This is a genomic window from Symbiopectobacterium sp., assembly GCF_051710365.1.
Taxonomy (GTDB): Bacteria; Pseudomonadota; Gammaproteobacteria; order Enterobacterales; family Enterobacteriaceae; genus Symbiopectobacterium.
Map to the genome: position 1 here is coordinate 1 of NZ_JBPETA010000080.1, position 13,883 is coordinate 13,883.

Sequence of the window (13,883 nt, forward strand, 5' to 3'; positions counted from 1 at the left end):
GTTACGGATGGTAACGTGGGGAGTACTCATGCTGATTGGTCTGCAAAAAGCAGTAATAAATTCAGAACTTCAGAATACCGTCAAGTCCCGAAAAAAGAAAAATCAGGTGCGGAATGACGGGTGAAACACGGCGGTTAACGCAGCAGAAAAAAGCGCGGGCAAGCCCGCGCTTTTGCGTTTTATGGTGTGACTTCCGCCCCAATTTCTGGTCCGGCGTTCACCAGCGCCTGGCCGGCAGGGGTGTCGGTATACTTGTCGAAGTTGGTGCAAAAACGCTGTGCCAAATCTTCGGCTTTCTCTTGCCACTTCGCCCGGCTGGCATAGGTGTTGTGCGGATCCAGAATCTGAACATCGACGCCGGGCAGTGAGCGCGGAATAGCCAGATTGAAGATCGGCAACGTATGCATTTCAGCATCATCAATGCTGCCATTGAGAATGGCATCAATGATGGCGCGGGTGTCTTTAATCGAGATGCGTTTTCCCGAACCGTTCCAGCCGGTGTTCACCAGATAGGCTTGTGCCCCTGCTGCTTTCATGCGTTTTACCAGCACTTCTGCATAACGCGTGGGATGGAGCGACAGGAACGCCGCACCAAAACAGGCGGAAAACGTCGGCGTAGGCTCGGTGATCCCGCGCTCTGTGCCAGCCAGTTTGGCGGTGAAGCCTGACAGGAAATGGTACTGCGTCTGGTCGGGCGTCAGGCGCGATACCGGCGGCAGAACGCCGAAAGCATCGGCCGTCAGGAAAATCACCTTACGAGCGTGTCCCGCTTTGGAAACCGGTTTGACGATGTTGTGAATATGGTAAATGGGATAGGAGACGCGGGTGTTCTCCGTTTTGCTGCCATCGTTGAAATCCACGCTGCCATCTTCCCGTACCGTGACATTCTCTAGCAGCGCGTCGCGTTTGATGGCACCGTAAATATCAGGTTCCGCTTCTTTCGACAGTTTGATGGTTTTGGCGTAGCAGCCGCCTTCAAAGTTGAACACGCCATCATCATCCCAGCCGTGCTCGTCGTCGCCAATCAACTGGCGCTTCGGATCGGTGGACAGAGTGGTTTTTCCGGTGCCGGACAGGCCGAAGAAAATGGCCACATCCCCTTTTTCACCGACGTTGGCGGAACAGTGCATGGAGGCGATGCCCTTGAGCGGCAGCAGGTAGTTCATGATCGAGAACATCCCTTTCTTCATTTCGCCGCCGTACCAGGTGCCACCGATCAGTTGGATCCGCTCCGTCAGGTTGAAGGCGACAAAATTCTCTGAGTTCAGCCCCTGCTCCTGCCATTGTGGATTGGTACATTTCGCCCCGTTCATCACGATGAAATCGGGCTCAAACTGCGTGAGCTCATCCTCTTGCGGGCGAATAAACATGTTTTTGACGAAGTGGGCCTGCCAGGCAACCTCGGTGATAAAACGCACTTTCAGACGAGTATCAGGGTTGGCTCCGCAGAAGGCATCGATGACAAACAGACGTTTGCCAGACAATTGCTCGGTCACCAGCTGTTTCAGGTGGCTCCAGACTTCTTGCGCCATGGGGTGGTTATCGTTCTTGCCTTTGCCTTGATCCGACCACCACACGTGTTCACGCGAGGTGTCATCACGAACGATATATTTATCTTTGGGCGAACGACCGGTAAAAACTCCGGTGTCGACGGCGATAGCGCCCAGCTTGGTTTCTCTGCCGCGTTCATATCCCTCCAGGTCGGGAGCGACCTCTTCCTGGAAAAGTACTTCATAACTCGGATTGTAGACAATCTCGCTGACATCGCGGATTCCATAAGCGGCGAGGGCTTGTGGTGCAATACCTTTGATCTGCATATCGCTACTCCTCAATAGTTATAGTCATACTGATAATCATTGTACGGAGTAAGCCTATTTTAGCTGGGATAACAATCATAAAATTAAATAATTTAAGACATGGTTTTGTTTAATTTTCGTTAAGTGAAGCGATTCTTCTTCAGTGGGGGCGAAAAATGAAAACGGGCACCGAAGTGCCCGTTTAGTCAGTAGCTTGGTATTAATGATCTCTACGATCAATGCCTTGTGGCGTCTGCGCTGGCGTGACGAATATCACTGATTTCGCTGGCGCTGAACAAGTAGTGAGTACCACAGTAATCGCAATGCATATCGATTTCTTGTTCCTGCTCCAACATCTCATGCAGATCGGCATCCGACAGCGTCATTAATGCATCTGCGCAACGTTCACGTGAACAGTGACAGTGAAACGATACGGCCTGCGGCTCGTAGAGCGTCACCGATTCCTGATGGTAAAGGCGATACAACACCTCGTTCGCAGGCAGGGTAAACAGCTCTTCGTTTTTGATGGTTGTTGTCAATTGCACCAGATGATCAAAATCGTCGTGGCCGACGTGCTGGGCGGGCAGCACTTGCAGCAGCATGCCTGCGGCAATCGGGCGGCCTTCATGCTCCCCGCTGCGAATAAACAACCGGGTAGGCAACTGTTCGGATTGCAGGAAATAGTTTTCCAGACGACTGGCAACCGAATCGCCCTCCAGACCCACCACCCCTTGATAGCGCTCACCTTCCTCGGGCGTGATGGTGATCACCAGATAGCCATTACCTACCATGTCACGCAGCGTCGCGTTAGGCGCAATCTCACCTTGCAAGCGGGCAACGCCGCGCATTTGCTGCTGATTATTGCCATTGATGACGGCGAGTTTCAGCGGGCCGTCGCCCTGAAGTTGTACGGTGATATCGCCATTGAACTTCAACGTGGCCGTCAACAGGCTGGTGGCGGCAAGCATATCACCCAGAATCAGGCGCACCGGTGCCGGGTAGTCGTGGTTTTCCAGAATCTGTTGGTAGGTATTACTGACCGTCACCAACTCGCCGCGAACGGCATGATTTTCAAACAGATAACGGTGTAGTTGGTCATGGTTGGACATGGTTTCTCTCTTAGTGGTCAGGAACTACTCTGAATCGCTGCGCCCGTCATACTTCAAGTTGCAGGTGCGTTGGCTGCATTCGCTCACCCGAATCACTTACCTGAGTAAGCTCATCGGGATTCACTCACTTGCCGCCTTCCTGCAACTCGAATTATTTAGGGCGTTTATTTAAATTTTATCAGATCGCGCCGTTCTTTTTTATCGGGACGACGATCCGGATGCGGCATTGTCAGGGCGTTCATCTTGCGAGCCAAGGCGACCTTTTCACGTTTTTCGACGCTTTGCTCGGTCTCTCGATACAGCAATTGCGCTTCAGGTGCCAAGCGACGTTGTGAACTGAGGGCCGAGACCAGCACGGTGCGTTCATCGTTGCCCTGGCGCAGTTTGATTTCTGCATCCAGTTCTACCAGCTTGCTGGGCTTGGTGCGCTGCCCATTGTAATGCACCTTGCCACCGTCGATGGCTTCGCGCGCGACAGCCCGGGTTTTGTAGAATCGAGCGGCCCAGAGCCATTTGTCCAGGCGAATACCGTCATCTGACTCGGTCTTCTCTTTCATATCAACCTCTTGCTCATATACGTCTGGCGCATAAAACGCATTATCAGGACGCGCGTTGCACCATGCGTAAGGTGGGCAGGAACGCCAGATAATCATTCATGGCTGGATGGCGAGCAAAGGATTTCTCCTGCTGGCCTGAGTCCGGATTGGTGACCCCCAGGCAGTAGCGCAGGCCAAACGCTTTGGCGGCATCCAGAATCGGTTCGCTGTCATCGATAAACAGCGTGCGTTCAGGATCAAATCCTACCTGCGCGTGCACCTGTTGCCACAGTTGCTGATGCTCTTTCGGATACCCATACGTATGGGTGGAAAGTAATAAATCAAGGTGTCTGTCGAGCCCGGTATGCGCCATTTTGACAGCCAGACCGTGTGGATGGGCGTTGGTAAGCAATACACGTTGTTTGCCACTGGCGGCCAATGCGGTGAGAAACGGCTCGGTATCGGCGCGCAAACGGGCGCGTGCGCCTATTTCACTGGTCATCTGATAGATATCAAGACCGAGGCGTTCGCTCCAGTAATCAAAGCAGTACCAGTTCAATGTGTGTTGAACGGCGTGATACTCCTGGTCAATCACCGCTTTGGCATCCCTCAGGGAGATATCCCTTTCCACGCTCAGTCGCTGCGGCACCAGTTGCAGCCAGAAGTAGCTGTCAAAGGCCAGGTCCAGCAGGGTGCCATCCATGTCCAGGATAACGGTATCGATATCATTCCAATTGAGATCTTGCTGCATCTGTACTCCGGTAGCGGCGCTGGCATGCTGTCTGCGGTCGTCAGCAACGGGTCGTGTTTAGACGCGCCTAATCATTCATCCGGTAGGCGCGGCCTTCCATCAAGATAGGTGTAGCGAGTCGGGTTGAAAAGCACGCATCGTAGTACTGTTTGATATCACGTTCGCGCTGCTGGCTTTTGCGCATTTTTACCAGCATCAGCACCAGATTGGCAACCAGTACCACCGAGAGCACCAGCATCAATAACCCAGTGCCGAAATAGCGCCACAGCGTGATGGCGTCAGGATCGCTGCGTAAATTGATGTGCTGCGTTCCGTTGGCATCGGTGGAGAAGTTGTGTGATGACCCCTTTGGCGCTAAAGGGAGTGTGCAGCAGCATGGCGGAAAGCCGTTGCAACTCTTGCCATTGCTCTGTTGCATGATATTCATTAAACGGTTTGGGTGGCAGCGGGTAGTTTACGAGTTGGCGGCCTTCGTCGCTGCGGATAAGAAAGCCGCTGGGTGGCGGGCTGTTCAGCGAGTCGGTGGCCGCGTTAATCTCTTGGTAGAAAAAAGACTCCGTGGCGCTGACCACCAACGATTCCAGCGATTCAGCATTAACGGAGCGCAGCAGAACGTTCATCCCCTTAAGCGATCCTGATTTTGCGCGTCTGACCAAGGCATCCCAGGTTTTCACATTGCCCAGATTGACCAGCGCATTTTTCAGCCGCGTGCAATCCTCTTCACGTGTACACAGATCCTGGGTTTTCAGCACGATATCAGAGAAATTGTTGAGCAGTACCATACCTGATTTCTGAATGGCGGACGCGAGCTGCGTGCTGACTTTACCTTCATCGTTGGTCACGGGATGCAACTGTGCGTTCACCACGGACAGTAGCGCTGACGCTTTTTCGATCACGTCCGATTCAGGTAGCGGTAACGACCCGGCTTTGTTCCAGTAGATGGCAGAGCAATCAAATGGGGTAAAAGCATAGGGCTTTACGTTACTCGGATAGCGGTTGCCCGCAGGCACATCGCACATGCCGGTGCTTTGAATGTCCAACTTATCGCCGATTTTCAGGTGGGCGTTTTGCAATTCGTCAACCTGTACCACTTTGATATTCTGTGCGCTATGCAGCCAGCTCATGCTCAGGTTGAGCGGTAATTCCAACGGCAAGAAGCTGAGCAGCAAGATAAGGGGCAGTAGCGCACCCGCAGAGAGAATCAGGTTTTTTCCAAAGCGCTGGAGGGGGAAACGGCTGACTTCCTCGTGGAGCGAGAGAAATTCGCCTTGGCGAACGACCTGACGATTCAGATAGATATCGACTTGGGTTTTCTGCGCCAGATCGTAGGCGATATAAGGTTGCCAATGGGGTGGATAGATAAGATCGATATTGCCCAGCGAAATATTGCCAATCTGCTCCTGGTTCGATTCGCCAAACAGACCGAGGCACTGTGGCGTGCCATTCAGGCAATGTACCTCTTGCAGTTCACGCTCGGAGGGGGCGCGAAACAGCTGCCAGCAGCTCCAGGCCGCCAGCAGCACGGCGGCAGCGGCAAGCCAGGGCATCACCGCCAACGGCGTCATCAGACTGATAAAAAATAGAAGAAAAGCCCATGAAATCAACAGTGATTCCCGAATGCCTGAGGCGTGATGCACTGCGTACTCTTCTCGTGTTTCCTTGCGAACGGCAACCAGCTCGGCGCGTTCATTCCCCTCTTCTCGAATCGAGGCATTACGCTCAGGTATTAACGGCGGCGGTAAAATGCTCTGATCGCTGTGCTCAACGCATTCACTCAAGGAATGTCCGTTGAGCGCAACGACCAGCGGGATTGAGCGGGTGCTAATCAGCTCAATATGGTTGTTCTCGGTGATGTACTGTTCCCAGTCAGCAGGCAGGTGTATCTCTTGCGTATCAATAAAATAACGCCATTTGTTCGCGGTGCTGGTAGTGAGGCCATAACGCGTAATGCTGTGGGTGAGCACATAGACGCGCGGATCCTGGCGAGTACGCTGTAACACAGGCAACGTGCCGGACGCTGACAGTTGCAGATTGGCGAGTGTCAAATAGCGCTCAATGGCGGCACGCTCATCGTGCGTTAATGTGCGTTCTCGCGCGTGCATGACGGCGAAGGACGGTTTTGTAAAGGGCAAATGGCGACGCATACGGTATCCAGTGTAACTTCCGATGACGATAAGACAGGCAAACAATAGGGATAAAAGAATAACTATTGTGCTCATGCCATCCTCATTCCAACGCTGATAATTTGGATACTAGCAAACTTATCCCGAGAGTGATAATCCATATGTCATTGTTAATCAGCTTGAATCACTCATTAACGCAATAAATTTTTCCCATATTTCTCCGATCTTACCAAGAGAAAATCAGAAGGAAACATGGGGAAAATCTGAATTTATTGTGATGTGTTGACTTTTATTTTTTTCGGGGAAAAGCCGTAATGTTTGTTATTTGTTGCGATTGCGTAAATTGAGTCTTTTCAGAGTTGCGGTAAGATAGCCTGTTAACGCACAATGTGAGCAACATCAAAAAAGAAAATTAACGTTTTTTTTGCATTCTGCGGCGTTCCCGTTACGGAAAAAGAGGTGCCGGTTCCTCACCTTTTTTTGACGGATATCAGTTTTTTTTTTTGCTGTCGCAGGAATGCCTCGTAGGGCGAATATATTTATGGATAACAATCTGAAAAAACCGAAAATTCTGAACGTAGAGACGGTGGCACGCTCGCGTCTGTTTAACGTGGAATCGGTTGATCTTGAGTTCAGCAACGGCGTGCGCCGTGTGTATGAACGGATGCGCCTTTCGGGGCGAGAAGCGGTGATGATTGTGCCGATTATCGACAATCAACTGGTGCTGGTGCGCGAATACGCCGTCGGTATCGAGCAGTATGAATTGGGGTTCCCCAAAGGGCTCATCGATCCGGGGGAAACCGTTTTTGAAGCGGCGAATCGTGAATTGATGGAAGAAGCGGGATTCGGCGCACACCAGATGTCGCTGTTGGCGACGCTGACGTTGGCGCCTTCCTATTTCTCCAGCCGCATGAATATCGTGGTCGCGCGTGACCTTTATCCGCAGACGCGAGAAGGGGATGAGCCTGAGCCGCTGATTCCAGTGCGCTGGCCATTGGATAATTTGCTGGGCCTGTTGCAGGAACCGGATTTTCGCGAAGCGCGTAACGTCAGTGCGCTGTTTTTAACGCGCGAGTGGTTGGCAGGACAGACACCTTCATCGTCCCCGGCCTAGGCCGGGGAACGCTTGCAGAAATAATCCGTTTGGTTTGTAAGCGATTCCCGCCTGCGCGGGAATGACGGTAAGGTGCTCGTCCGTGGCGAAGCGTTAAAACAGCTCTTCGCTCTGACCGTTTTCCATCAAGGTGGTGCCTGCCTCGTGGACTTCAAACTCCGTAGGCTGAGTGCCATCGATAAAATATTCCGCACGGCTTTTGCTACCGCCGCTGGAGAGTTTACCGGTGTAGCGATCGATGGTGACGGTAACGACGCCTGGCGGCGGTGTCAGCGGCTGTTCTGCTACGCCTTGCAGGGCGACTTTCATATAGTCATCCCACGCAGGTTGGGCGCTCTTTGCGCCGCCCTCATAACCCGATATCTGATCTTTAATCGCACCAGAAACCGTACTGCGGCCCAGATCGCGGCGATGGTCATCAAAGCCAATCCACACCGAGGTGACAAGGTTGGGTCCGTAGCCGGAGAACCAGGCATCTTTGGAACTGTTGGTGGTGCCGGTTTTGCCGCCGATGTCATGGCGCTGCAAATCTTTACCGGCACGCCAGCCCGTTCCCATCCAGCCGGGTTCGCCAAAGACGTTACTGTTGAGCGCACTCTTCATCAGAAACGACAACGGCGTACTGATGACATGCGGAGCATACGGCAGCGTACTTACCTGCGCTTCGGTTGGCGTGACGGCATCAATCTGTGGTTGAGGCACAGTGCCCTGCTGCTCTTGTGAAGTGGTGACGTTCTCCATGCTGTCCGTTGAGAGTACGGTTGAGCGCGGTGTTTCACCATAAACCAGCGGCAGATTGCAGGTGTCGCACACGGTTTTCGGCGTTGCGTTGAAAAGCGCGTTACCAGCGTCATTCTCGATACGGGACATGAAGTAAGGGTCAACCAGGTAACCCCCGTTGGCCATCACGGCATAGCCTCTGACTACTTGGAGCGGCGTGAAGGAGGCAGCACCCAGCGCCAGCGATTCGGTACGCACAATGTTTTGCTGCGGGAAACCGAAACGCTGTAGGTAATCAGCCGCATAATCAACGCCCATGGCGCGCATCGCTCGCACCATCACCACGTTTTTAGACTGACCCAGCCCTTGACGTAAGCGAATCGGACCGTCGTAGGTTGCCGGAGAGTTCTTTGGACTCCAGTCTGAGCCAGCGCCCGCATCCCAACGGGTGATCGGCACGTCGTTGAGGATGGTAGCCAGCGTCAGCCCCTTATCCATGGCGGCGGTGTAGAGGAACGGTTTGATATTGGAACCAATCTGACGCAGCGCCTGCGTGGCGCGGTTGAACTTGCTCTGATTGAAATCAAAGCCGCCCACCAGCGCTTCAATGGCACCGTTGGTCGGGTTCATGGACACCAGCGCGGAGTTGACGTCCGGCGCTTGTCCCAGCCACCAGTCGTTGCCCACTTTACGCACCCACACCTGCTGGCCGGTTTGCACCACATCGGTGACGCGGCGCGGCATCGCCCCTTGCAGTACGTCGGATTTAAACGGACGCGCCCATTTCATACCGGCCAGGGGCAGCACAGCGCTGCTGCCATCGGCCATCAGCGCGGTGGCTTTGTCGGCATCGCTTTGGGTAATAACTGCGGGGTTTAGCGGACCGTAGTTAGGCGTGTTTTTCAGTTCATTGATAATGCGCGTTTGATCCCAGGCGCTTTCACCCACTTTCCACAGCACTTTTTCCGGGCCGCGATAGCCATGGCGCATATCATAGGCCATGACGTTATTGCGCAGCGCCTCTTCTGCGGCGAGCTGACGTTTCTTGGTGATGGTGGTGTAGACCTTGTAGCCATCGGTATAGGCGTCTTCACCGTAGCGTTTCACCATCTCCTGACGCACCATTTCGGCCAGATATGACGCGGAGAAGGCAATCTCCGGTGCGTGGTAGTCGGCCACCAGCTTCTCGTTACGCGCCTGATCGTACTGGGCCTGCGTGATGTAATTTTCATCGCGCATACGGGCCAGCACCACATTGCGGCGCGCCACGGCGCGATCGTAGGAGTAGAGCGGGTTAAAGGTGGACGGTGCTTTAGGTAAACCGGCGATGGTGGCCATTTGGCTCAGCGTCAGTTGTTCAACGGAGCGGCCAAAGTAGACGTGCGCGGCAGCACCCACCCCGTAAGCGCGATATCCGAGATAAATCTTGTTGAGATAAAGCTCCAGGATCTCGTCTTTGGTCAGCAACTGCTCAATGCGGATCGCCAGAAACACTTCTTTGATCTTACGGATCAGCGTGCGTTCTGGGCTCAAAAAGAAGTTACGCGCCAACTGCTGCGTGATGGTACTCGCCCCTTGCGATGCGTGCCCGGAGGTCAATGCAATAGTGGCGGCGCGCACAATCCCTACCGGATCGACACCGTGATGCTCGTAGAAGCGGCTGTCTTCGGTAGCGATAAACGCGTGGACCATTTCAGGCGGAATCTGACCCAACTTCAGCGGAATGCGACGCTTCTCACCGAACTGGGCAATTAGCTCACCGTCGGCGCTGAACACCTGCATCGGCGTTTGTAAACGGACATCTTTCAACATTGCTACATCGGGCAACTGAGGCTCGATATAACGATATAGCCCATATATCGATGCGGCTCCAAGCAGAATGCAAGTCACTGCAAGGATAAATAAATACTTTACGAACTTCACCGGGAATTTTCCATTCAGTAGCGTGTGGACAGTTTCTAAACAATTGCCCGCTAGTATAAAGGTAAGCCTGCACTGTGGATACGTTCTTTTATTCAGCACACGTTTTCAGCAACGCGTGTCCTTCTCAACGACGAGGGAGAGGTCGCATTGAACATGGCTTATCACCATTGGCAGGTCGGATTAGATATACAAAACGGATGTCTGCGTGCCCTGGCCGTACAGCGCCGCCGCCATGGCTGGCAACTGCGTCAGTGGTGGCAAATCCCACTGCCTGCGGACACATTAAGGGAGGGGAGTTTACAGCATTCCGACGCGTTGTGCGATGTCCTGACGCAATGGCGGCGGGTGCTACCGCGCCGAATATCGCTGCGCGTTGGCTTTCCGGCCCAGCGCGTGTTGCAGCAGCTTATGGCGGCCCCTGACAGCAGTCTGCGGGAGCCGGAGCGCGGGTGGTATATTGACCATCAGGCGGCGCGCCAGTTTCCCATTGGTCGAGAATTATTGGTGCTCGACTATCGCAGTGAGCCCCAGTCACCGGGGGCGTTGCTGATCACCGTGGCCAAACGTGAGGAGGTGGCGCAGTGGCAACACTGTCTGCATCGTGCCGGGCTAACGCCGGATGTGCTGGATATTGTACCTTGCGCGTTGCGCACCATGGCCCAATTGGCGGGGGTGGCTTCCGATTCCCTGTTGTTGCACCGCCTTGATACCGATCACTGGCTGTGGGTTTCGCCGTTATCACAGCCGCTGTCGTTTGGTGTTATCTCACAAGACGTGGTGACACAGTGTGGCGATATCGTTACCTGTGTGAGTAATCACTACACTGGTAAACGCGGCGAAATCACGTATTACAGTGGTGAATGCGGCGAGGACATCCCGTTCTCTGCGCACCCGCTGGCATCGTGGTCGCCGTTTGACATTTTGCATCAAGCCTATCCGCCGCTGCCGCTTAACCCGTCCCAGTTTGTGGTGGCGGGCGGTTTGGCCCTGCGGGCGGACGATTAATGCACGCCTTTCGCGTCAATCTGTTGCCATGGCGTCAACGCCGATGGGTACGAGATACTCGCCGTTGGTGGCTGCGGCTGCTGTTTTTCCTGGGGAGCTTGTTGATCGCGTTGGCGGTGTGCCATGGGGGGCTTGACCAACAACGTGGCACGATGGAGGAAACGCTGCGCACGTTGCAACAAAAGCACCTCGATGACAGCGCACAACTGCGCGAGGTACAACGGTTGATGGTCGCCCTGCAACAGTGGCACGCGCAGCAGCAGGCAGAAAATAAAACCAGAGTGCATAACCGGGGTTATGAACAGCTGTTAAAGCAGCTGGCGCAGTGGGTGCCTGATGGGTTGTGGCTTACCGCCATCACCGTGCAGGATGGCAAGGTCTATCTGACGGGTAGAAGCCATGAGTATGCCGACATCGTGCACTTCAGTTCCCGACTCGAAACCGAAACAGTGCTGACGTCAGTACGTCTGATGCAAACACGGCAGGAAATAATGGCGTCACTCGAGGGTGACGTGCCGGTATTGACGTTTCACCTTCAGGCGGATTGGCACGTTGAGCGCCTTTCTTTGCAGGACGAGTCCTATGATGAGTAGTGCGCGCTCTCTGTGGCTGAGGTTTATGGCAACCTCACGATGGGTGCAGTGGTTGGTGCAAGGTCTGGTGATGGGAATGCTAGCCGCGTTGGGGTATTACACGGTGCTGCAACCGGAACGTGCCGCCGTGGAGCGCTTGCGACAACATCTTTTGCACTCGAGCGAGGAGAACGCTGCGTTGGTACTGCGTTTGGATGATTTCCCCGCACTGGCGACGTTGCAACAACAGTGGGATACCTTGCCGGATAAACCGGTTCATCACGCGACGGTGGCGCTGACAGAGCGCCTGCTGCTGCCGCTCTCTGTATCGAATGCGGCATTAATAACATTACAACATCCGAACATCCCCCATCTAGAACCGTGTAAAATGATAGTAAGTACTGACTTTTTTGGTGCGTTGATGCTCATTCAGCACATCACTGCGTCCACGCAACCGCTGCATATTCACTCGCTCTCCATTGATATGCAACACGAGGTGTTGCATCTGGAAATGCAGCTTGCTGTTCCTGACTCTGGTGAGGAGGCGCAACGATGAAAGTGACTCATGGCTGGATGCTGGTGCTGGCGCTGTGCTCACCGGTAGCACTCAGCGATCTTGCACGCACAGGGCGCGATCCCTTTCAGCCAGCCGCCAGGCACACAGTCGATGGGGATGAAATTGCGCGATGGCGGCTGGAAGGTGTGATTTGGGATACCGCAGGGTGGTCTGGCTGGCTTTCTGCGCCAGGGGAACCTTGGCTCATGGTGAACGTGGGCGATGCGCTGGCATCCACGGGGTGGACAATTAGCGCCATCGACGAGCACGGTGTTCTGGTGGAAAAGTCGGTGGTGGATGCAACAGGACAAGCACGCCACTGGGTGCGAACGCTGCCTGTTGCACGGTCATCGCGCCATGGCGCGATACGCTGAGTTTTGCAGCGCTGCACACGGAGGGAAGCAAGATGAAAAGGCCAGGGAAGCTGAGTGCTGTGGGGGTGTTACTGTGTGCCTTGCTGGGAGGACATGCTGTATTTGCCAAGGCGCTGATGCCAACCATTTCATTAGCGTTTGACGATGCGCCAGTGCAGAAAATCGTGCAGGCGCTCGCTGAGCACCAACGGTTGAATGTGGTGGTTGCGCCTGAGGTTAACGGCGTGATGAGCCTGCGCTTGAACCACGTTCCCTGGCAGCAGGCGTTAGACATTGTTGCGCTTCAGGGCGCGCTGTCAATTGAGCGCAGGGGCAATGTGTTACTGGTGTCTTCACTCGCGACAGAAACTTGTCAGACAGTGTTGGAAAATCGCCTTTTCACCCTGCAATACGCCGATGCGCAAGAGGTTGCCGCCAGCGTGCTGGCACAGCGCAGTACGCTGTTATCGGAACAGGGTAGCGTGAGTGCTGATACGCGCACCAATACCCTCTTGGTGCGCGATGTCCCGGCGATAGTGCAGCAGTTACAGACGTGGATTGACACGCTGGATAGGCCTGTTGCTCAAGTACAATTAGCCGCGCACATCGTCACCATCAGCAGCGAAAGTTTACGGGAATTAGGGGTGAGTTGGGGCATGGGTGAGCCGACGCAAGCGAGTCGAACGCTGCGCCTGAATGACTTTAACGTTAACCTGCCGGTGGAATCGCCAGTGGGTAGCGTTGGATTCAATCTGGCGCGCTTGAGTGGCAGATTGCTCGATTTAGAATTGTCAGCGCTTGAGCATGAGAACTAGGTTGAAATCATCGCCAGCCCGCGTCTTTTTACTGCACATAAGCAGATGGCCAGCATCAAGCAGGGTACGGAAATTCCCTATCAGGTATCCAGCGGCGCTAGCGGTGCGACCGCCATCCAGTTTAAAGAAGCGGTATTGGGCATGGAAGTGACGCCTACGGTGCTGCGTGAGGGCAAAATTATCCTCAACCTGAAAATCAGCCAAAACCTGCCAGGGCCGGTGATTAAACAGAGCGACAATGGCGAAACACTCGCGATCGATAAACAAGAAATTCAAACCCAGGTTACGGTGTCTGATGGTGAGACGATTGTGTTGGGTGGAATTTTTCAACAATAAAAAAATCGAGGGGAACGAAAAGTGCCGCTGCTGGGTTCACTGTTTCAACGGCTTTGTTGAATAAATAGAAAGTTTGGGTAATCATCGGATCAGATCACCATAGTTGTTTCAAAATCAGGTCTCCATGGCAAAACAAAATTTTAAAATCACTAACTGGCCCTCCTATAACAAGGC

10 protein-coding genes and 2 pseudogenes are annotated in these 13,883 nt (G+C 53.9%); 6 read left to right on the forward strand and 6 right to left on the reverse strand.

The genetic code is table 11. The features are described 5' to 3' along the window. Window positions 1-179 precede the first annotated feature (179 nt). From pckA to ACTBDZ_RS09230, 5 genes and pseudogenes are all read right to left on the reverse strand, one after another. Window positions 180-1,817: a phosphoenolpyruvate carboxykinase (ATP) gene (gene pckA, locus ACTBDZ_RS09210; protein ID WP_438815094.1), complete on the reverse strand. Its 1,638-nt coding sequence runs from the start codon at window positions 1,815-1,817 to the stop codon at window positions 180-182. 215 nt (window positions 1,818-2,032) lie between these two features. After that, window positions 2,033-2,905: an Hsp33 family molecular chaperone HslO gene (gene hslO, locus ACTBDZ_RS09215; protein ID WP_438815095.1), complete on the reverse strand. Its 873-nt coding sequence runs from the start codon at window positions 2,903-2,905 to the stop codon at window positions 2,033-2,035. 164 nt (window positions 2,906-3,069) lie between these two features. Further along, window positions 3,070-3,462, reverse strand: a complete 393-nt coding sequence (gene hslR / locus ACTBDZ_RS09220) for a ribosome-associated heat shock protein Hsp15 (RefSeq protein WP_438815096.1) — start codon at window positions 3,460-3,462, stop codon at window positions 3,070-3,072. A gap of 43 nt (window positions 3,463-3,505) precedes the next feature. Beyond that, window positions 3,506-4,192 (reverse strand): GMP/IMP nucleotidase, encoded by a 687-nt coding sequence (gene yrfG, locus ACTBDZ_RS09225; protein ID WP_438815097.1) that lies wholly within the window; start codon window positions 4,190-4,192, stop codon window positions 3,506-3,508. A 67-nt stretch (window positions 4,193-4,259) separates the two neighbouring features. Beyond that, window positions 4,260-6,411 (reverse strand): annotated as a pseudogene (locus tag ACTBDZ_RS09230) (IgaA/UmoB family intracellular growth attenuator). Between the two features lie 445 nt (window positions 6,412-6,856). Here ACTBDZ_RS09230 and nudE point away from each other — a divergent pair. Next, window positions 6,857-7,429: an ADP compounds hydrolase NudE gene (gene nudE / locus ACTBDZ_RS09235; RefSeq protein WP_438815098.1), complete on the forward strand. Its 573-nt coding sequence runs from the start codon at window positions 6,857-6,859 to the stop codon at window positions 7,427-7,429. A 93-nt stretch (window positions 7,430-7,522) separates the two neighbouring features. On the opposite strand, the gene mrcA is transcribed toward nudE, so the two are convergent. Beyond that, window positions 7,523-10,072, reverse strand: coding sequence for a peptidoglycan glycosyltransferase/peptidoglycan DD-transpeptidase MrcA (gene mrcA, locus ACTBDZ_RS09240; protein WP_438815099.1), 2,550 nt, complete (start codon window positions 10,070-10,072; stop codon window positions 7,523-7,525). Between the two features lie 153 nt (window positions 10,073-10,225). Here mrcA and pilM point away from each other — a divergent pair, with 153 nt between their 5' ends. The 5 genes and pseudogenes from pilM to pilQ all read left to right on the forward strand — a co-directional run. Next, window positions 10,226-11,077, forward strand: a complete 852-nt coding sequence (gene pilM / locus ACTBDZ_RS09245) for a type IV pilus biogenesis protein PilM (protein WP_438815100.1) — start codon at window positions 10,226-10,228, stop codon at window positions 11,075-11,077. After that, the gene (locus ACTBDZ_RS09250; protein WP_438815101.1) at window positions 11,077-11,670 is read left to right on the forward strand and encodes a PilN domain-containing protein; all 594 of its coding nucleotides are present in this window, start codon (window positions 11,077-11,079) and stop codon (window positions 11,668-11,670) included. Before pilM ends, ACTBDZ_RS09250 begins: the two co-directional genes overlap by 1 nt. 25 nt (window positions 11,671-11,695) lie before the next feature. Continuing rightward, a complete protein-coding gene (locus tag ACTBDZ_RS09255) occupies window positions 11,696-12,205 on the forward strand; it encodes a hypothetical protein (protein WP_438815102.1) in 510 nt (169 codons plus the stop codon). Continuing rightward, window positions 12,202-12,579 (forward strand): HofP DNA utilization family protein, encoded by a 378-nt coding sequence (locus ACTBDZ_RS09260; RefSeq protein WP_438815103.1) that lies wholly within the window; start codon window positions 12,202-12,204, stop codon window positions 12,577-12,579. The genes ACTBDZ_RS09255 and ACTBDZ_RS09260 overlap by 4 nt, the downstream gene beginning before the upstream one ends. A gap of 116 nt (window positions 12,580-12,695) precedes the next feature. Continuing rightward, a pseudogene (gene pilQ, locus ACTBDZ_RS09265) lies at window positions 12,696-13,706 on the forward strand (type IV pilus secretin PilQ); the annotation flags it as partial. Between the last annotated feature and the right edge of the window lie 177 nt (window positions 13,707-13,883).